The organism is Nocardia sp. NPDC058176, from assembly GCF_042883805.1.
Lineage (GTDB): Bacteria > Actinomycetota > Actinomycetes > Mycobacteriales > Mycobacteriaceae > Nocardia.
On sequence record NZ_JBHVVA010000001.1, the window covers coordinates 1,191,617 to 1,211,457 of the forward strand.

The 19,841-nt window shown below is 67.8% G+C and carries 15 protein-coding genes; 8 read left to right on the forward strand and 7 right to left on the reverse strand.

Annotation, left to right across the window (positions count from 1 at the left end):
- The first annotated feature begins 42 nt into the window (after positions 1 to 42).
- The 5 genes from ACFVVM_RS05630 to ACFVVM_RS05650 all read left to right on the forward strand — a co-directional run bounded on the left by ACFVVM_RS05630 (position 43) and on the right by ACFVVM_RS05650 (position 5,118).
- Positions 43 to 969, forward strand: coding sequence for a DUF4436 family protein (locus ACFVVM_RS05630; protein WP_387613267.1), 927 nt, complete (start codon positions 43 to 45; stop codon positions 967 to 969).
- A gap of 303 nt (positions 970 to 1,272) precedes the next feature.
- Positions 1,273 to 1,500: a hypothetical protein gene (locus ACFVVM_RS05635; RefSeq protein ID WP_387613270.1), complete on the forward strand. Its 228-nt coding sequence runs from the start codon at positions 1,273 to 1,275 to the stop codon at positions 1,498 to 1,500.
- A gap of 125 nt (positions 1,501 to 1,625) precedes the next feature.
- Entirely contained in the window at positions 1,626 to 2,696 is a 1,071-nt protein-coding gene (locus ACFVVM_RS05640; RefSeq protein ID WP_387613273.1) for an agmatine/peptidylarginine deiminase, read from the forward strand.
- 5 nt (positions 2,697 to 2,701) lie between these two features.
- The gene (locus ACFVVM_RS05645; protein WP_387613276.1) at positions 2,702 to 3,916 is read left to right on the forward strand and encodes a sensor histidine kinase; all 1,215 of its coding nucleotides are present in this window, start codon (positions 2,702 to 2,704) and stop codon (positions 3,914 to 3,916) included.
- Positions 3,917 to 3,969: 53 nt separating this feature from the next.
- Positions 3,970 to 5,118 (forward strand): agmatine/peptidylarginine deiminase, encoded by a 1,149-nt coding sequence (locus ACFVVM_RS05650; RefSeq protein WP_387613279.1) that lies wholly within the window; start codon positions 3,970 to 3,972, stop codon positions 5,116 to 5,118.
- Positions 5,119 to 5,208: 90 nt separating this feature from the next.
- On the opposite strand, the gene ACFVVM_RS05655 is transcribed toward ACFVVM_RS05650, so the two are convergent.
- From ACFVVM_RS05655 to ACFVVM_RS05680, 6 genes are all read right to left on the reverse strand, one after another.
- Positions 5,209 to 5,781: a TetR/AcrR family transcriptional regulator gene (locus ACFVVM_RS05655; RefSeq protein ID WP_387613282.1), complete on the reverse strand. Its 573-nt coding sequence runs from the start codon at positions 5,779 to 5,781 to the stop codon at positions 5,209 to 5,211.
- Positions 5,782 to 5,846: 65 nt separating this feature from the next.
- On the reverse strand, positions 5,847 to 7,055 hold the full coding sequence (locus ACFVVM_RS05660) for a serine/threonine-protein kinase (protein WP_387613284.1): 1,209 nt from the start codon (positions 7,053 to 7,055) through the stop codon (positions 5,847 to 5,849).
- Positions 7,056 to 7,203: 148 nt separating this feature from the next.
- Positions 7,204 to 8,178 carry a nitrilase-related carbon-nitrogen hydrolase gene (locus tag ACFVVM_RS05665; RefSeq protein ID WP_387613287.1) on the reverse strand — a complete coding sequence of 325 codons (975 nt, stop codon included), beginning with the start codon at positions 8,176 to 8,178 and terminating at the stop codon, positions 7,204 to 7,206.
- Between the two features lie 33 nt (positions 8,179 to 8,211).
- The gene (locus ACFVVM_RS05670) at positions 8,212 to 9,669 is read right to left on the reverse strand and encodes an NAD-dependent succinate-semialdehyde dehydrogenase (RefSeq protein WP_387613289.1); all 1,458 of its coding nucleotides are present in this window, start codon (positions 9,667 to 9,669) and stop codon (positions 8,212 to 8,214) included.
- A gap of 34 nt (positions 9,670 to 9,703) precedes the next feature.
- Entirely contained in the window at positions 9,704 to 11,047 is a 1,344-nt protein-coding gene (gene gabT / locus ACFVVM_RS05675; protein ID WP_387613292.1) for a 4-aminobutyrate--2-oxoglutarate transaminase, read from the reverse strand.
- 49 nt (positions 11,048 to 11,096) lie between these two features.
- On the reverse strand, positions 11,097 to 12,530 hold the full coding sequence (locus ACFVVM_RS05680; RefSeq protein ID WP_387613295.1) for an aminobutyraldehyde dehydrogenase: 1,434 nt from the start codon (positions 12,528 to 12,530) through the stop codon (positions 11,097 to 11,099).
- Positions 12,531 to 12,745: 215 nt separating this feature from the next.
- Between ACFVVM_RS05680 and ACFVVM_RS05685 the strand changes: the two genes are divergently transcribed.
- On the forward strand, positions 12,746 to 14,272 hold the full coding sequence (locus tag ACFVVM_RS05685) for a PucR family transcriptional regulator (RefSeq protein WP_387613298.1): 1,527 nt from the start codon (positions 12,746 to 12,748) through the stop codon (positions 14,270 to 14,272).
- Here the strand turns inward: ACFVVM_RS05685 and ACFVVM_RS05690 are convergent.
- Complete coding sequence (locus tag ACFVVM_RS05690) at positions 14,253 to 17,447, reverse strand: NAD-glutamate dehydrogenase domain-containing protein (RefSeq protein WP_387613301.1); 3,195 nt, start codon at positions 17,445 to 17,447, stop codon at positions 14,253 to 14,255. The genes ACFVVM_RS05685 and ACFVVM_RS05690 overlap by 20 nt on opposite strands.
- A gap of 247 nt (positions 17,448 to 17,694) precedes the next feature.
- Here ACFVVM_RS05690 and ACFVVM_RS05695 point away from each other — a divergent pair, with 247 nt between their 5' ends.
- Positions 17,695 to 19,197, forward strand: coding sequence for a purine-cytosine permease family protein (locus ACFVVM_RS05695; protein ID WP_387616761.1), 1,503 nt, complete (start codon positions 17,695 to 17,697; stop codon positions 19,195 to 19,197).
- Positions 19,194 to 19,838, forward strand: coding sequence for a TetR/AcrR family transcriptional regulator (locus tag ACFVVM_RS05700; RefSeq protein ID WP_387613304.1), 645 nt, complete (start codon positions 19,194 to 19,196; stop codon positions 19,836 to 19,838). The genes ACFVVM_RS05695 and ACFVVM_RS05700 overlap by 4 nt, the downstream gene beginning before the upstream one ends.
- Positions 19,839 to 19,841 lie beyond the last annotated feature (3 nt).

Genomic DNA, 19,841 nt, shown 5'->3' on the forward strand with positions numbered 1-19,841 from the left:
CTCGACATCGGGTGCTTTCCCCCTCGTGGGGCGTCGGTGAGAATGGGTCTCGCCGACGCGATGTCGGGCGCCGAATCGAAATCTGGTGAGGATCGAGTGACAACGAAGCGTTCAATCGCCCAGCGTCGTCCCGCCTTTCTTCCTGTCGCGATAATCGCCGCGATCGCCGCGATCGGGGTGGGAATCTGGGTGCAAGTCGGGGAGCGGCTCGATTTGGAGACGACCACCGTCGTCGCGACGTCCGAGAGCGCCGACCGCATCGATATCGACGCCTCCGTTCAGCGCGTCGATGCTGCCGGGCGCGAACTCACCCTGCGGGTGCGGGCCACGCCGCGCGGCGCGCTGAGTGACGACGGTGGACTTTCCCCGTCGGCGGATCTGATATTGCTGACATCGTCGAATATTCAGCAGGACTTGGTCTTTCGCGCGGAATCCCGAATCTCGTCGGTCGATGTCCCGGTGGCGCTCACCGGTGGCACCATCACCGACTATCCGTTCGACAAGTACGCCACCGATATCGAGTTCGCCGCAGTACAGGGCGGCCAACCGGTTCCGGTGCGAGTGAGTTTCGCCAACAGCGACGCGCTGTTCCATCCCGCCGTCGAAGCCTATTCCGACGGTGGGGTCGCCGGATTCGAGGTGAGCGTGAGCCGCTCCAATGGCGTATTGATCTTCGCGATACTCATGATGGCCGCGATGTGGGCATTGGCCATCGCGGTCGTGATCGGGAGTCGGTTCCTGATCACCCGTCGTCTCGGGCTGGTGTGGGCGGCGCTGGGGTGGATGGCCGCGACCCTGTTCGCGCTCGCGGCGTTCCGAAACACCGCGCCGGGTTCCCCGCCCATCGGCTCGCTGTTGGATTACGTCGCGTTTCTGTGGGCGGAGGCGATCATCGCCTTCTGCCTCATCGCCACCGTGATCGCCGGCGCCAGAGCGGAGGCTACCGCTGCACCGGCCGATGGCCGATGAATCGGGCCGGCGCGGGGCCGGCCTTTTGCGGTTGATCATGAGGTAGCAGCGTAGGCAGCCGGCGGTACGTGCGGATACGGCCGATCGACGGGAATCGATCCGACTTTCGGCGGGGGTGTCTCCTGCGGTGTCGGTGGCATTCGCGGTCGCAACGGCGAATTCGCCCGACAGTTGTTCCGTCATCGGCTGGCGGAGACCATCCGCTCGGCGCGGTGAAGTCGGCATTACGGAGGATGCGGCGGTTCCGGGATTCGCAATAGCTTGGAAATCGCTCCAGACAACTGATCCGAAGGAAGAATGACGATGAAGAAGAACATGCTCGCCGCTCTCGTTGTGGGTGTCGGTGTCTCGACGGCCGCAGTGGGCCTGGCCGCTCCGGCGTCCGCCTTTTTCGACCCCACGGCGCACCGGATCGGTGACGCGTGCGGCGTCGTGGGTGCGCGTGACAACGATCCCTGGGGCACTCCGATCGTGTGCGTCGATCCTGACCCCTATGACCAGGTGGTCGTGATGTTCTGGGCGCACGCCTGACGGCGGTCGATCTCCGGAGGGTCCTGTCCGGCGCGCCGGACAGGACCCGACGTCGTTCCGGGACAGGATTCGACTAAAATTTCAGTCAGTATGTATCCTCGGTCAAGAGAGGGAAAGGGAAGAAGATGGGATTCAGGCGCTTTGCCGGTGAACTGGGTGCGCTGCTCGGCGTCGGCGACAACGAAGACGACGGCCGCCGATGGTCGATGCCGGACGAAGGGGAACCGCACGCGCGGACCTGGATGGCGTTCGGGGCGAGCGCCGGTGTGTGGGGCCGGGAGCTGCTGCCACAGGCGCAGCGTGACCTCGCGACCATCGCCACCACCATTTCCCGATTCGAGCCGGTGTCGATGCTCGTCCGACCGGACGAGATGGATCTGGCGTACAGCCTGGTCGGCCATGCGGTCGAGCTCGTTCCCGCGCAGCTCGACGACCTGTGGATGCGCGACACCGGCGCTGTGTTCGTGCGCGGCGAAGGTGTCAACGCGGCCGTCGACTTCAACTTCAACGGTTGGGGCGACAAACAGAAGCATCGACACGACGCTCGGGTCGCCGAGCTCCTCGCCGACCGGGCGGGTGTCGAGCGGCTGCAGACAGATCTCGTTCTCGAGGGCGGTGGCATCGAGGTCGACGGCCAGGGTACGGCGATCATCACCGAGAGCTGCGTCCTCAACCGCAACCGCAATCCGGGCTGGAAGAAGCGGGACGTTGAAGAAGAACTCGCCTACCTGCTCGGTCTCGAGAAGATCATCTGGTTGCCCGGGATCGCCGGGATGGACATCACCGACGGCCACACCGACTTCTATGCGCGCTTCGCCGAGCCGGGTGTGGTGGTCGCCGGCTACGACCCGGATCCGAAGTCCTTCGATCACAAGGTGACACGCCGGCACCTGGACATGCTGCGCGGCGCGACCGACGCGCACGGTCGTTCGCTGCGTATCGAAGTGCTCGAGGCCCCCGCCGAGGTGCGACCGCGATTCGAGTCGGACGATTTCGCCGCGGGGTACATCAATTTCTATGTGTGCAATGGTGCGGTGATCGCTCCCGAATTCGGTGACTGGAACGCCGATCGTGCGGCCGAAGCGACTCTGCGGCGCTTGTTCCCCGGACGGGAGATCGTCCAGATCAACATCGATGCGATCGCTGCCGGTGGCGGCGGGATTCATTGCACGACACAGCAAGAACCGGCTCCATAACGGCGATGACCACCCCTCGGCGCGTCGCTTTCGAGAGTCTGCTGATCGTTGTGCTGTTGGCAGATGCCATGCAGGCGGTCATGTGGGGCGGAGTTCTCGACGCCGAAGTACTCGAACAGGACGAAGGTTCCGGCTACACCTGGGATCTGGAATACGTCAGCCCGATTGTCGTGGCAACTGTCGCCGTGGCGATCATCGCGGTTCTCTTTCGGCGGCGCTATCCTGGAACGGCTTTCTTTCTCACTCTGCCGGCGCTGGTGTTCTCCGCGATCGTGCCCGCCGCGGTGGCGCTCTATTCGGTGGCGCGGGCGAACTCCGCGACCATGCGGCGGATCTGCGCTTGTTTCGCAGTGGTCTTCGTGCTGAATACGCTGTTCGGTTACGGGAAGGTCGTTCGTTGGTGGGAGCCCGAGAATTGGGACAGCGCCGAAACAGGGCTGCAGAACATCAACTGGCTGGTTTCGTCGGCGGCGTTCGCCGCTGCTCCAGCGGTGCTGGGGTTGCTCGCTCGCAGCAGAGAGCGACGGGCGGCGCTGCTGCGGACCGTCCAGCGCACGCAGCAGCGCGAGAACGAGTTGCTCGTCGCTGCCGCACTGGCGCGTGAACGGGCGCACCTGGCGCGTGAGATGCACGATGTCGTCTCCCACCAGGTCAGCCTGATCGCCGTGCAGTCCGGAGCGATGCAGGTCACCCTGGCCGATCCGGACGATCGTGACCGCGCGCGAGTGATCCGTACGTTGTGCAGGCAGACACTCGACGAACTGCGGCAGATGGTTGGCGTGTTACGCGCGGCGGGTGGTGGTTCCACCGACCTCGCACCGCAACCCGGCCTGGGCGACCTGCCCTCGTTGGTGCACCGCAGCGGAATCGACGCGGTGCTGGAGATCGGGGTGGAAGCGTTGCCGGCCGCGGTCGAGCGGACGATCTACCGCACGGTGCAGGAATCGTTGACCAACGTGCGCAAGCATGCGCCGGGTGCGCGGGTCTCGATCGGAATCCGCTGCGTCGGCGGGAACATCGAGACCGTTGTGCGCAACACCCCCGGATCCGGACCGGTATCTCGGCTGCCGAGCGCCCGATACGGACTTCGCGGTATCGCTGAGCGTGCCGAGTATTTGAACGGTGAGTTCACCGCGGGGCCGACGGCAGAAGGGGGGTTCATCGTTCACCTCCGGCTTCCGTCCAGCCCGGTTTCGGGTCGGGAAATCGAGGACGGCTGAATCCGGCGTGGATTGCCAACACGTCGACAAACAAATCAATCGAGGAGTGTGTAATGCAGCGGCGGCGATTCTTTCAGGTGAGCATGGCGGTGGCAGGCGGTTTGTTGCTTGCCGCGTGCGACGACACGAACGAGGGCAACGAGGGCAGCGAGAACCGGAACAATCCCGGCCCGGGACGGATCCAGCGCGACGGGCGCCTGTGGGTGATGCCAGAGGAAGGCGATCCACACACCCGGACCTGGATGGCCTTCGCGGCCAACGCGGCGATCTGGGGCGATGACCTGGTGCCCGTGGTGCAGCGCAATCTGGCCACGATCGCGCAGTCCATCGCTCGGTTCGAACCGGTGTCCATGCTGGTGCCACCCAGTGACATGGACCTGGCGCGTGGCTTGATCGGCGGCGCCGACGTGGAACTCATCGCGGCACCACTCGACGATCTGTGGATGCGCGACACCGGGCCGGTTTTCGTCAGGGACAACGGGACGATCGCCGGCGTCGACTTCAATTTCAACGGGTGGGGCAACAAGCAGGAGCACACCGACGACGCGAAGGTGGCGCAGTTCATCACCGGTCGCGCCGGCGTGGAGACACTGCGCACCGACCTCGTCTTCGAAGGCGGCGGCGTCGAGGTGGATGGTGAGGGGACCGCCATCATCACCGAAAGCTGCATCCTGAACAACAATCGCAACCCCGGCTGGAGCAAGGACGCCGTCGAAGAAGAACTCGGGTATCTGCTCGGACTCGAGAAGATCATCTGGTTGCCGGGCATCGCGGGTGCGGACATCACGGACGGTCACACCGACTTCTACGCGCGTTTCGCCGGGCCGGGGGTGGTGGTGGCCGGACTCGACAACGATCCGGATTCCTATGACTACGACGTCACTCGCCGCCACCTGGAAATCCTGGAGGGCGCAACGGATGTGCACGGCAACGCCCTGCAGATCGAGGTGATGGAGGGTCCCTCCGAGATTCGGCCGGAGTACGAGGAGCACACGGACTTCGCCGCGGGCTACATCAACTTCTATGTCTGCAACGGCGCCGTCATCGCGCCGGAATTCGGTGACCCCGAAGCGGATTCGGCGGCACGGGAAACGCTGGAACGACTGTTCCCGGACCGCGAGATCGTGCAGATCGACATCGACGGAATCGCGGCGGGCGGCGGCGGTATCCACTGCACCACCCAGCAGGAGCCCGCGGCGTAGGCCGTCGGCTGGACGTGTGCGGCGCGGTCGGTCCGGACATCGACTCCGGACCGACCGCGCCGCGGTCGCTGCAATGTGATGGTGGTCGGCTCAGATTCGGCCGAGTTCGGCGACGATCGCGCCGGAGACAAGCTCTCTGGCCCGCTCCACGGTGATCGATCCACTCAGCCAGCGCTCACTCAAGCCCTCGACGAGCGCGGTGAGGCGTTCGGCTGCCGCGGTGGCGTCGATGTCGGGGTGCGTCAATTCGGCATCCCGTGCCTGGTTGATGAGTGTTGTGACCTCATCAACCCAGGACTCTGTCGTGGTGCGCAGCTGTTCGCGCAGGTTGTCCGAAAAGACGGCACTGGCCCGGAGTTCCCCCCACGCGATGCTGTTGTTGCGGACGTCGGGGTTGTCCTGGATCTCGAGCATGAGGGTCTTCTCGAGCTCGGCGCGGGGATCCGCGGGCGAGGTGCCGTTGTCGGTGTAGCGCTGAGCCTGGCTGTTGATGAACTCGAGGGCGCTGTGCAGGACCCCTGCCCGGTCGTTGAAGTGGTAGTAGATCAACGCGGTGGAGACCCCGGCCTCCGCGGCGAGCTTCTCGATGCGAAGCCCTCGAACCCCATCCTGGGCAATGACTCGAATCGCGGCTTCCAGAATCTGAGTTTGACGGTCGGACACGGGTTCCTACTCTACGGGCTGGCGGGCTGGGCCGCGGACGCGGACCACGGTCTCGGGTGCTGAAGTTACTGGTAATAGGGGTCTGTGGTGTCGTACGGGTCTGTCGTGTCGCCGTACTCCGGCACGGTGGGGGGCAGTACGTCGTAGTAGTCGTAGGGGGCGGTCGTGGTCGGGATCCGGGGTGGAGGTGTCGTGCTGGTCGTGGATCGCGGTACCGATGCGGGGCTCGGGTTGGATTCGGATTCGGTCAGCAAGTAGACCGCACCGACGATGATGAGCACCATGGTCGCCGCGAGCAGGCACGCGGTCCACAGCGTGCGTGCTCGGTGCGAGGCCGCGGCCGGTGGTCGAACAGATTTCGTCTCGGCGATCGCGGTCGTCGCGGTCGGGGAATTCGGCGCCGTCGTGAAAGCGAGAAGGGGACCGGCCAGTTTCGCGGTCGCCTGCTCGGTGTCCGGACCGGCGACGAGCGCGTCCCGGGCCGCGGTGGCGAGTTCGCCTGCCGTGCGATAGCGATCGTCGGGGTCCTTCGCCATTCCGCGGGCGATCACCGCGTCGAATCCGAACGGCACGCCGGGCCACACGATGCTCGGTCGTGGGGGAGGCGCGACCAGATGTCCACTGATCTGCTGCTCGAGGCTGGTTCCGGGGAACGGCAGCACGCCGGTGAGGCATTCGTACAGCACGCAGGTCAGGGCGTAGACGTCGGATCGGGCGCTGGAATCGCCCGTGGTGAAACGTTCCGGCGCCATATAGGTGAAGGTGCCCATCGTCGACCCGGTATCGGTGAGCGGGCTGTCTCCGGACGCGTGGGCGATGCCGAAGTCGATGAGGTACACGAAATCTCGCGCGCCGATCAAGATGTTGGCGGGCTTGATGTCGCGGTGTACGACCCCGCTCGCGTGGGCAGCGTCCAGCGCGGCGGCGATCTGGTCGACGATCGACACGGCCAGATCCGGGTTCATCTGGCCCGATCGCGCCAGCAGCGTGTGGAGATCGACGCCCCCGATGAGGCGCATGTCGACGTACAGCCGCCCGTCGATTTCCCCGTAGTGGTGGATCGGGACGATATGGGGGTCGTGCAGATTGGCCGCCGCGTGCGCTTCCCGGCGAAACCGCTCCCGGAACCGAGGGTCGGCGGCTGAGTGCGCGTGGAGCACCTTGAGGGCCACACGGCGATCGGTCTCGGTGTCGTAGGCCCGGTAGACCTGCCCCATGCCGCCTTCGCCGATCAGCGCCTGGAGCTCGTAGCGTCCGAACCTGACTGCCTCCACGTGACTTCTCCTGTTGGACGGATCACGCCGTTGCCGTGATTGACTAAAATATTAGTCAAATCCTAACACGGAGGTTCAGACGCGATCCGCGACGGCCCGATCGGCGGTCTCGCACCGCTGATCGGGCCGTCGCAGGGTCGCGGGTCGGTTATCCCAGAGGGTGCGTGGCCGCCACCGGCGCGGTGAGCTGGCCGTAGGTGTCCGGGCGTCGGGTGGCGAGGAACGGGAACAGTGTCAGCCAGTCGCCGCGCTGGTCGAGGTCGAGATCTGCCACCAGGACGGCGGACTCGTCTCGCGGGGCCTGCGCCAGGATCCGCCCGTATGGATCGGAGATGAACGACGAGCCGTAGAAGGTCAGGGAGCCCTCCTGGCCATACCGGTTGGGGACGACCATGAAGGTGCCGTTCGCGATGCCGTTGCCGACGATCACGTGCTGCCACAACGGCTGGGTGTCGAAATCGGGGTGGTCCGGTTCGGAGCCGATAGCGGTGGGGTAGGCGATGATCTCGGCACCGCGGAGCGAGTACAGCCGCGCGACCTCGGGGAACCATTCGTCCCAGCAGGTCGGCATGCCGATGCGGGCGCCGTCGAGCAGATCGACGGTGTGTACCGGGTAGGCGTCGTCGGCGGGACCGCCACGGAAGTAGGTGTCCTCGTAGTAGCCGGCGGTCACCGGAATGTGCAGTTTGCGAGTGCGGCCGACGAGTCGGCCGTTCGGTGCGACGAGGATCGCCGTGTTGAAACCCAGCCCATCGGCGTGGCTGGTGCCGTTCGCAGCGCTGTCGCGCTCGTAGAGCGAGGCGTGCACCAGGACGCCGTGCTCGGCGGCGGCCTTGGCGGCGAAGGTGAAGGTGGGGCCGGTGAGCAGGTCCTCCGCCTGATCGCCGGGGTTGGCACCACCCGGGGTGGCGGCCGGGTAGCGGCTGAGGGTCAGCTCGGGCAGGAACACGACCCGGGCGCCGAGCTTCGCGGCCTCGGCGATGCCCGCGAACAGCTCGGCGTGCAGGGCGTCCCGGTCGGCCTGCCAGCGGTGCTGGACCAGGGCGACCCGAAGGGGTGGCCGGGCCGAATCCCGCACTCGGGCAGGTGAACTCGGCACTGTCAGGGAGGTGATGGTCAACATGGGTGTCCTGGGTGTGATTGTGGAGGTGCTGGTTCAGTTGGTCAGGGCGATGTACTTGGTGACGAGGTATTCCTCGATGCCCTCGGTGCCGCCCTCACTGCCGAGACCGGACTGTTTGACGCCCCCGAACGGGGCAGCGGGGTCGGAGATCACGCCGCGGTTGACGCCGACCATTCCGGACTCGAGCGCGTCGGCCACGCGCAGTGCGCGGTCGAGGTCGCGGGTGTAGAAATAGGCAGCAAGCCCGTACTCGGTGGAGTTCGCCGCGGCGACCGCCTCGTCCTCGGTGTCGAATCCGGTGATGGCCGCGACCGGGCCGAAGATCTCCTCGCGCAGGATTCGCGCGTCCGCCGGGATCTCGTCGAGCACGGTCGGTTCGAAGAAGAATCCCGGGCCCGCCACGGCGTGTCCGCCGGTGCGGACGCGGGCGCCCCCGGCCACCGCGTCCGCGACCAAGCCCGCCACCGAGGCTCGCTGGCGTTCGTTGATCAGCGGTCCGAGGTCGGTGTCGGCCTCGTAGCCGGGACCGACGCGCAGCGCGCCGATCCGCGCGGTGAGCGCGGCGGTGAACTCCTCGCGCACCGCGTTGTGCACCAGGAACCGGTTGGCCGCGGTGCACGCCTCGCCGCCGTTGCGCATCTTCGCCGCCATCGCGCCTGCCACGGCGGCTTCGAGGTCGGCGTCGTCGAAGACGATGAACGGGGCGTTGCCACCCAGCTCCATCGACGTGCGCTGCACCTGCCGCGCGGACTGTTCGATGAGCAGCTTGCCCACCCGGGTCGACCCGGTGAAGGTGACCTTGCGCAGCCGCGGGTCGGCGATCAACGGCTCGGTGACCGCGGCTGCGTCGGCGGTGGGCAGCACCGAGAGAACCCCGGCGGGCAGCCCCGCCTCGGCGAAGATCTCGGCGAGCAACAGCATGGTGAGCGGGGTGTCCTCGGCGGGTTTGACGATCATCGTGCAGCCCGCGGCCAGGGCGGCGCCGATCTTGCGCGTGCCCATCGCCAGCGGGAAGTTCCACGGCGTGATCGCCAGGCACGGCCCCACCGGTTCCTTGGTGACCAGGATGCGTCCGTTCCCGGCCGGCGCCTCGGTGTAGCGGCCGCCGATCCGCACCGCCTCCTCGCTGAACCAGCGGAGGAACTCGGCGCCGTAGGCGACTTCGCCCACGCTCTCGGTGAGCGTCTTGCCCATCTCGACGGTCATCAGCAGCGCCAGGTCCTCGGTGCGCTCGATCACCAGCTCCCACGCCCGGCGCAGAATCACCGACCGCTGCCGTGGCGGGGTCGCGGCCCAGTCACGCTGCGCCCGGCACGCCGCGTCGAGCGCGCGGATCGCGTCCTTGCCGCTGGCGTTCGCGACCTCGGCGACGACAGCGCCGGTGGCGGGGTCGACGACGGAGAAGCTCCCGCCGTCGGCGGGATCGGTGGCCTCGCCGTCGATCCAGAGCCGGGTGGGTACGGCGGCGAGAAGGTGGTCGATGGTGCTCATGTCGTTCCTCGGGTAACCGGTGGGTGGGATGAGATCAGGAGGCGCAAGTGCGGATGGCGTGCTCGAGGACGGTGAGCGCGTCGTCGAGCAGCTCGTCGTCGATGACCAGCGGCGGGAGCAGCCGGATGACGTTGCCGTAGGTGCCGCAGGTCAGCACGATCACGCCCTGTTCGAGGGCGCGGGCGGCGATGGCCTTGGTCAGGTCGGGGTCGGGTTCGGTGGTGCCGGCCTCGACCAGTTCGATCGCCACCATCGCGCCCCGCCCGCGGACCTCGCCGATGGCGGGGACGTCCGCGGCGAGCGCACGCAGCCGGGTGGTGACGGTCTCGCCGATCTCGCGCGCCCGAGCGGGCAGGTCGTGCTCGCGCATGGTCTCGAGCGCGGCGAGGGCGGCGGCGCAGGCGATCGGGTTGCCACCGTAGGTACCGCCGAGTCCGCCGGGATGCACGGCGTCGAGCAGTTCGGCGCGGCCGGTGATCGCCGACAGGGGAAGACCACCGGCGATGCCTTTGGCCATGGTGATGATGTCGGGGACGATGCCCTCGTCGTCGCACGCGAACCAGGAGCCGGTCCGGGCGAAGCCGGTCTGGACTTCGTCGGCGATGAACACCACGCCGTGCCGGCGAGCCCAGGCGACCAGGGTGGGCAGGAATCCCGGTGCCGGAACGATGAACCCACCCTCGCCCTGGATCGGTTCGAGAATGATCGCGGCCACGGAATCGGCGCCGATCTGCTTCTCGATCGCGGTGATGGCGCGCTGGGCGGCCTGCTCACCGGTCAGGCCGGTTTCGTCACGGTACGGGTACGACATCGGCATCCGGTAGACCTCGGGCGCGAACGGCCCGAAATGGGTCTTGTAGGGCATCGATTTCGCGGTGAGGGCCATTGTGAGGTTGGTGCGTCCGTGGTAGGCGTGGTCGAAGGCGACGACCGCTGTCCGTCCGGTGGCCAGGCGGGCGACCTTGACCGCGTTCTCGACCGCCTCGGCGCCGGAGTTGAACAGCACCGTGCGCTTGTCGTGGTCACCGGGGGTCAGTGCCGCGAGTTCCTCCGCGACGCGGATGTAGGCCTCGTACGGGGTGACCATGAAGCAGGTGTGGGTGAAGTGGGCGGCCTGCTCGGCGACGGCGCGAGCGACCCGGGGATCGGAGGCTCCGACGCTGGTGACCGCGATCCCGGCGCCGAGGTCGATGAGCGAGTTGCCGTCCACGTCGACGATGACCCCACCGTCGGCGTCCGCGGCGTAGACCGGGACGCTGGAGCCGACTCCGGCGGCGACCGCGGCGCGGCGGCGGGCGCCGAGTTCGCTCGACTTGGGGCCGGGCAGCTCGGTGACCAGGGCGCGCTTCTGGGGGAGACGGTAGGAGAGGGTGGTCATTTCAGAAAGTCCTTCGGGTGGTGGTTCCTGGGTGGATACGCGGTGTGACTCAGTCGTGTGAGCTCATGACGTGCTTGAGCCGGGTGTAGTCCTCGACCCCGTAGGCCGAGAGGTCCTTGCCGTAACCGGACTGCTTGAAGCCGCCGTGCGGCATCTCCGCCACCAGCGGGATGTGGCAGTTCACCCACACCGCGCCGGCGTCGAGCGCGGCCGACACGCGCTGCACGGTTCCGTGATCGCGCGTCCAGACGCTGGCCGCCAGGCCGTAGTCGACGTCGTTGGCGAGGTCGACGGCCTGGCGTTCGTCGGCGAACGCCTGCACGGTCAGGACGGGACCGAAGGTCTCCTCCTGCACGATCGGGTCGTGCTGGTCGACGCCGGTGATGACGGTGGGCGCGAAGAAGTACCCGGTATCGCCGACGCGGGTGCCGCCGGTGCGGATCGTGGCGGACGACGGCAGCGCGGCGATCTTCTCGGACACGCGCGCGAAGTGGCCGGCGTTGTTGAGCGGTCCGTAGAACGCGTCGGGGTCACTGGGCAGGCCAGGGCGGATGTCCTCGGCCTTGGCGACGAGGGCGTCGACGAAGGCATCGTGGATCGATTCGTGCACCAGCACCCGGGTCGCCGCGGTGCAGTCCTGCCCGCCGTTGAAGAACGCCGCCTGCGCGATCCCTCCGGCGGCCTTCTCGATGTCGGCATCGCCGAACACCACCGCGGGCGCCTTGCCGCCCAGTTCGAGATGCGCGCGCTTGAGCTGTTTGGCGGCCGCCACCGCCACCGCGATTCCGGCGCGCACCGACCCGGTGATCGACACCAGGCCGAGGGCCGGGTGCTCGACCAGGGTCGCGCCGGTCTGCGCGTTGCCGAGCACGACATTGAGGACGCCGTCCGGCAGAATCCCCTTCGTCAGCCCGGCCAGCACCAGTGTGCTCTCGGGGGTGGTGTCGCTGGGCTTGAGCACGATGGTGTTTCCCGCGGCCAGCGCGGGCCCGATCTTCCAGATCGCCATCATGAGCGGGTAGTTCCACGGTGTCACCTGGCCGACCACGCCCACGGGCTCGCGCCGCACGTACGAGGTGAAGCCCTCCATGTACTCGCCGGCCGACTTGCCCTCGAGCAGCCTGGCCGCGCCCGCGAAGAACCGCAGCTGGTCCGCGCCGACCTTGACCTCCTCGGCGGCGACCACGGCCTTGGGCTGTCCGGTGTTTCGGCACTGCGCCTCGACCAACTCGTCGCTGTGTGCCTCGACCGCGTCGGCCAGCGCCAGCAACGCCGCCTGGCGCTGACCCGGCGTCGTCCGGCCCCACGTCTCGAACGCACGTCGCGCCGCGGCGACGGCGGCGTCGACGTCCGCCGCGACGGAGACGGGGGACTTGCCGACGACGGTCTCGTCGACGGGGTTGATCAGGTCGATCACCTCGCTCGACGCGGAGTCGACGAACGCGCCGTCGATATAGTTCTGCAGGCGCTCGGTCGTCGTCATGGTGTTCGGTCCTCTCCGTCGGGGTGTGTTCCGCTGCTTCGGCCGTGCCGTGCCAGCTCTTACAATGTGCTCCGCCTCACAGAACACGTCATCTGCCGAAATGGCGCGCGTGGGAGGTGTTCAATCACCGGATCGGCGAATGTAGTGTCGGGTGGAGCCCGTCGATGAGCTCGGGACACATTCGATGTCGGCTGGAAATTGGACTGGAGTATCGGATGAACCTGCCCGCCCGTTGGTTGTTGTCGCAGCCAGAGCTCGGCCTCGAGCTCCGGGCGGGAGCGGCAGGCCTCGGTCGCGACATCACCTTCGTCCTGACCACGGAGCTGAGCGATCCGTCGCGCTGGCTCTCCGGCGGCGAACTGCTCTTGACCACCGGCATCGGTCTGCCGCAGGGCGCTGCCGAGCGCCTGCGGTACGTGCGTGATCTCGACGAGTGCGGGGTCGCGGCCATCGGGTTCGGCACCGGCCTGTCGTACGCGTCGGTGCCCGACGGTCTGATCGCGGCGGCGGAAGAGGTCGCGTTGCCCTTGTTCGAGGTGCCGTTGCCGACGCCGTTCGCCGCGGTGGCCAAGAAGGTGATGGGTCGTCTCGCGGAACAGGAGTACGAGGCGGTGCTGCGTGCTTCGCGGGCACAGCCGAAGATGACCCGCGCTGCGATCCAGCGTGGCGCCAGTGCCACGATCCGTGAGTTGGCGGCAGCGTCGTCGGTGACGGTGGTCCTTCTCGACGCGTCGGCCCAGGTGATCGAGGTTCACCCGGCCGCGGTGGACAGCGCGATACTGGCCGAGGTCGCGGCGCTCGCCGCCGGTGGGTCGACGTCGGCGGTGAGCAGTGTGGCCGGCGGTAGTACGGGCGCCACCATCGCGGTGCAGCGGATCGGCATCGGCAGTGTCGTCCACGGCTATCTGGCGGCGGTGAGCCCGACCCAGCTCGGACACGTCGACCAGATCCTGCTGGGACACGCGAATTCCCTGCTCGCCCTGGAGTTCGAGAAGCCGCTTCGCCTCCGGTCGATGCAGAATCGGCTCAACAGTGAGGCATTGGGGCTGCTGTTGTCCGCGGAGTCGGATCTGGGACCGGCCCGCAGCCAGGTCGGTCAGGCCGCCGACGACCGAGGGCGGTTGCGGGTGATGACCGTGCACTGCGAGGCCGCCGACATCATGTCGAGAGTGGAATCGGCGGTGGACGAGCAGATGAACGCGGCCGCCCGGCAGCTGTTCGTCCGTCGCGACGACACCCGTCTGACTGTGCTGTTGCAGGGCGCCGACGACGTCGACTTCGCGCAGCGGTTGTTGCACGGTCTGCTTCCCACCGAGTTGAAGGTTCTGCGCGTCGGCCTGAGTGGCGCCCATGGCGTGGACGACCTCGTGACCGCGGTCGAACAGTCCCGGCTCACCGCCTCGGCGGCCGAGTTCGGCGGTCGGCCTGTCGAGTTCGCCGAACTCGCCGGGAGCGCCTTGCTGACCTTCCCGGAGTCCCGGCGAGTGCTCGATGCCGTGGCCGACATGATGATCACGCCACTGGCCGACCACGACGCGAACCACGGCACCGAGCTGCTGGCCTCCCTGCACGCCTACCTGGAGGCGAACGGGCACTGGGAGTCGGCCGCGGCGACCCTCGGCGTGCACCGCCACACCTTGCGCAGCCGGATCGCGCGCATCGAGACGATCCTGGGCTGCGACATGGACATCGCCCGGGTGCGCGCCGAGCTGCTCCTGGCGATCATCTCCCGCCGGCGCTGATCCGCGACCCGCGCACGGCGAGGGCGAGCTCGGCATTGACCACGCAACCTCGCGCGCTGTCGATCGACCCCGTGCGCCGCAGGTCGCCGAGCAGATGTTCGAGACGGGCCGAGCTGGTCGGGTTGTCGGATCGCCACGTGGCGATGGCCGCCTCGGCCTCGGTGTCGGGGTCCGCACCGTGCAGGACGACCGCGGCCAGCGCATGCCAGTTCTCATGCAGCTCGTCCTCGATGACGGCGGCGGCCATGGTTTCCCAGTATCCCGCGCCGACAGCGGACTGGGACGCCTCGGCCACCCAGTCGAGCCCGAACACCCGTCCGATCTCGCGGTAGGCCTGTCCGACCTGGGGAATCGGCAGGCCGACACGGTGAGCTGTTTCGCCGAGGGCGAGTGCCTGGGAGAGCACCCGCAGTGTGTCGAGGTCGGTGTCGAGCCTGCCGGTCAGCTGCGGCAGTCCGTCGGTGAGGCCGGTGAGCGTCGGTGTGAGACGGGCGATCTCGGCGCGTGGATCAGCAGCCGGATCGGTGTGGCGCAGCAACCAGGAGGTGGCCCGCTCGATCAGGTCGTGGATGCCGAACAGCAGAGCCAGGCGTGTCCGCTGGCCGATGTCGGGCAGCGACAGAGCTTGCGCCCACAGGCGATCGACGTCGAAGACCGCGCGGACCACGGAGTAGGCGACGACGATCTCCGGGGTGCTGACCCCGAGCCGCTCCTCGAGCCGGTGGATGAACCCGGGGCCGACGCGGTCGATGACCTCGTTCGCCAGCACGACCGCGACGATCTCGCGGGCTACCCGGTGACCCCGCAGGTCCGCGTCGAAACGGTCGTGTAGCTGCGCGGGAAAGTACTCCAGCAGGACGTCGGCGAACACCGGATCGTCGATGGCCGAGGAGTCGAGGAGCTCACTGCGGACCAGATTCTTCGACATCGCCAGCAGGACCGCGATTTCCGGCCGCACCAGGCCGGCACCGGCACGCTGCCGGGCCGCGAGCTCGCCCGCCGAGGGCAGCACCTCCGCGGCTCGGTTCATTCCGGTGGCTTCCTCGAGGTTCTCGATCAACCGTTCGTGGCGGCTGAGCAGGAACGGCGCGTGGACCTCGGCGAGGCTGATGGCCAGTGTCTGCCGATCGCAATCGGCGAGTACCGAGGCGGCGACGTGCGCCTCCAGATCGGCGAGCAGCCGATCGCGATCGGCGGTGGCCAGTCGGCCCGAGCGGACCTGGGCGTCGAGCGCGATCTTGAGATTGACCTCGCGATCGGAGGTGGCCACCCCGGCCGCGTTGTCGATGAAGTCGGCGTTGATCTTGCCGCCCGCGAGCGCGAACTCCACCCTGGCGCGTTGGGTGAATCCGAGATTGCCGCCTTCGCCGACCGATCGGCACCGCAGGGTGTCGGCATCGACGCGAACGCCGTCGTTGGCCGGATCGGCGGCCTGGGCGTTGGTGTCGGTGGATGCCTTGACATAGGTGCCGACGCCACCGTTCCACAACAGGTCGACCTCGGCGCGCAGCAGGGCCTGGATCACCTGGTGCGGCGGCAACTCGGCAGCCTCGACGCCGAGTCGCTCGCGTACCTGGGGCGACAACGAGATCGACTTCGAGGTCCGCGGCCACACGCCACCGCCGGGCGAGATCGCCGCGCGGTCGTAGTCGTCCCAGCTGCTGCGGGCCAGCGCGGAGAGGCGTTCGCGTTCGCGGTGCGATGCGCCGGGATCGGGGTCGGGGTCGAGAAAGATGTGGCGGTGATCGAAGGCCCCGATCAGGCGGATCCGCGGGGAGAGCAGCATGCCGTTGCCGAACACGTCGCCGGACATGTCGCCGATCCCGACGACGGAGCAGGGGTCGGTGTCGATGTCGAGCCCGATCTCGGCGAGATGCCGCCGGACCGAGCCCCATGCCCCGCGCGCGGTGATACCCATCTTCTTGTGGTCGTAGCCGGCCGAACCGCCGGAGGCGAAGCCGTCCCCGAGCCAGAAGCCACGGGCGGCCGCGATGCCGTTGGCAAGGTCGGAGAATCGCGCGGTGCCCTTGTCGGCGGCGACCACCAGGTAGGGATCGGGACCGTCGTAGACCATGGTGTCGGGCGGGTGCACGATGGCGCCCTCGACGATGTTGTCGGTCACGTCGAGCAGTGCCCCGATGAAGTCGGAGTACGCGCGGCGGACCTGGTCCTGGGTCGGTTCCGCCGCGCTGCGGACCACGAAGGCGCCTTTGGCGCCCATGGGCACGATCAGCGAGTTCTTCACGATCTGCGTCTTCATCAGCCCGAGTACCTCGGTCCGGAAGTCATCTCGCCGGTCGGACCAGCGAAGACCACCTCGGGAGATGGGTCCGCCGCGCAGGTGACTGCCTTCGACATTCGGCGCGTGCACGAAGATTTCACGATGAGGCACGATCGCGGCCTGCGGACTCACTCGTGACGGGTCGATCTTGAAGGCCACCGGAGCGTCCGGCCGGCGGTCGCGCTGGAACCAATTGGTACGCAAGGTCGCCGAGACGAAGGACCACATGCCCCGCAGCAACCGGTCCTCGTCGAGAGTGGAGGTCGCCTCGACACTGCGGGTCAATGCCGAGTCGGCGTCGGCGACGCGTTCGTCACGATCCGTGAGATCCGGGGTGAATCGCGCGCGGAACAGGTCGATGAGGGCACCGACGAAAGTGGGCTGCGCGGAGAGGATGTCGGTGATGGTGGATTCGGACAGCTCGAGTCCCGCCTGTCGCACGTAGCGGCCTGCGGCCCGGACGAGGACCACCTCCGACCAGGGCAGCCGGGCGGCGGCCACGAGCCGGATGAAGCCGTCGACCTCCGCGGCGCCGGACACCGCGGCGGTGAACGCCTGCGACACCAGGTCCGCGCTGGTTGCGTCCCAGGCGAACTCGGTGGGGCAGAACGTGAATCGGTGCAGGGTCGAGAAGTCGACGTCCGACCCGCTCGCGTACACCAGCTCGTGTGCGGCGACGCACAGGCCCATGTGGGCGAAGGTCTCCACGAGATCGGCGAGCAGGGGAGTACCTGTCGGCCAGGCGAGGGTGGCTTCGAGGGCGCCGTCGCCCTGCGGGTCGATCGCGTCGAACTCCAGTGTCGGCCGCCCGCGGTTCGGCGACGGCGTCAGGGTGCCAGATCGGATGTCCAATACGGTGCCATCTCGACCGGCGGCCGTGGCGATGTGCCTCATCGATAGTCCCTACCTCGTTGCAGATCGTGTGATGAGAACGAGTCTGTTCGGATGAGACCGCCACCACACTCGCCAAAACGGTGCACGAGCGGAAGCCGGGCGCTCCCTTTTGGCTCCGGGCTTGACTGAAAATTCAGTCGAAGCTACCGTTCGTATCAGAGCGTGTGATGCCCATCACCGACATCGAATCCCACGAATCCGAATCAGGAGGCCCGCCGTGCTCGTCAGGCGCAGCGCCCGCAACACCGTGCGCACACCCGATCCGGGGGCGAACTCCGATCACCACACCGACGCGTCGACCAGGGACCGATTCGGCCATGTCGAGTCCGTCGGGGTGGAGTACATCCCCGAGTCGCAACGTGATTCACGACCGCTGAACATGCTCGCGGTGTACTTCGGCGGCAATCTCGCGTTCTCGGTGATCGTGTTCGGCTGGCTCCCGATCACCTTCGGCCTCAGCTGGCCGAGCGCGGTCGCCGCGAGTGCCGTCGGACTCGCTGTCGGCACGCTGCTCATCTCGCCGATGTCGCTGCTCGGGCCGCGCACCGGAACCAGCAACACCGTCTCGAGCGGGGCGCACTTCGGTGTCAACGGCCGGATGATCGGGTCGCTGCTCACCCTGCTGTTCGCGCTGGCGTACGCGGCGATCGCGGTGTGGACATCGGGTGACGCGCTCGTGGCCGCCGCCCACCGCCTCCTGGGAACGCCGACCAGCGATGCGATGCTCGCACTGGGCTACGGCGTGATCGCGACAGAGATCGTCGTCGTGGCGTTGTTCGGCCACGGCACCGTGGTCACCATGCAGAAGTTCGTCCTTCCCGTGGTGGGCGTGCTGCTACTGCTCGGGGTGTTCGCGTTCGGCGGGGAGTTCGATCCGGGTGCCGCGGGTGGCGACTACCTCCTCGGCGGCTTCTGGCCCACCTGGCTTCTCGTCGTGGCCCTGGCGATCGGGGGTCCGCTCTCCTACGCGCCGACCCTGGGCGACTACAGCCGCCGCATCTCCCACACGAAGTACAGCGACCGGTCGATCCTGGCCGCGACAACGGCCGGTATCTTCTTCGGCCTCTTCGCGACCGCGACGTTCGGTTCGTTCACCGCGTCCACCTTCACCGATCCGACCGGCTCGTACGTGAGCGATCTCGTCTCCGCGTCCCCGGGGTGGTACGTCCTCCCGATCGTCGTCATCGCGCTCGCGGGCGGACTGGGACAAGGCGTCATGAACGTGTACGCCAGTGGGTTGGACCTGGAGGCGTTGATCCCGCGGCTGCGCCGGGTGCAAACCACACTGATCACGTCCCTGATGGCGGTTGTCCTGCTGTATCTCGGCGTCTTCGTCGTCGATGCCGTGGATTCGATCACCGCGATGACCCTGGTGCTCAACGGCGCCGCGGCTCCGTGGGTGGCCATCAACGTCGTCGGATTCCTGGTCGCGCGCCGTGGGCAGTACGACCCGGTGGACCTCCAGGTCTTCAACGAGGGCCGGCGGGGCGGACGCTACTGGTTCACCGGTGGCTGGAACGCCCGAGCCGTGATCCCCTGGGCGGTGGCCTCGGTGTTCGGCATCTGTACCGTCCAAACCACCCTGTTCACTGGACCTTTCGCGGACATCGCCGGAGGGGTGGACGTCAGCCTGCTCGGGCCTGTGGTCATCGCGGTGGCCGGATATCTTCTCGCCCTGAAGCTCTGGCCCGAACGTATCGCTCCGGTACACCCGCGCAGGACCGACTGGCTGACCGGAGATCCCCGATGAGTGCGCGCCGGGAGGCGATCCTGCGGGCCAGTGCGAAGGCGATCGCCGAACGCGGTATCCGGGGACTGCGCGTGCACGATGTGGCCGAGGTGGCCGGCGTGTCACCAGGGCTGCTCTACTACCACTTCAAGGACCGGATCGGGCTGCTCGAAGCCGCGCTGATCCACATCAACGACCGTGCCCGCGACTATCGCAGCGCCAGTGACGTGCCCGCCGACTCAGCGCGCGACAGATTGCTGCACGCCCTGCTCGGTGAGATCCAGGAGCGACCCGATGTGGTCGAGAACTCGCTCGCGTGGAACGAGGTGCGTGCGTGCGCCGTCTACGAGGAGGCGTTGCGCGGCCCGCTCGCCCGAACCACGCGGGCCTGGGTCTCCGAGATCGCCGACGCGGTGTCGCGGGCACAGGCCGCGGGTGACGTCGTGGCCACGATCGATCCGCACCGCTCGGCGGTCACGATGACGGCGCTGGTCGAGGGTTTGTCCGGGCGCTGGTTGTGCGGCGAGCTCAGCGCCGACGAGGCCCGCGCCCTCGTGCTCGATGCCGTCGGGATGGTGATGCCGTCCCCGGTGCGCCGACCGGGCCCCTCCGTCATGTCCGTTACCTGCTCAGAAATTCACACACAGAAGGAAGATCGATGATCA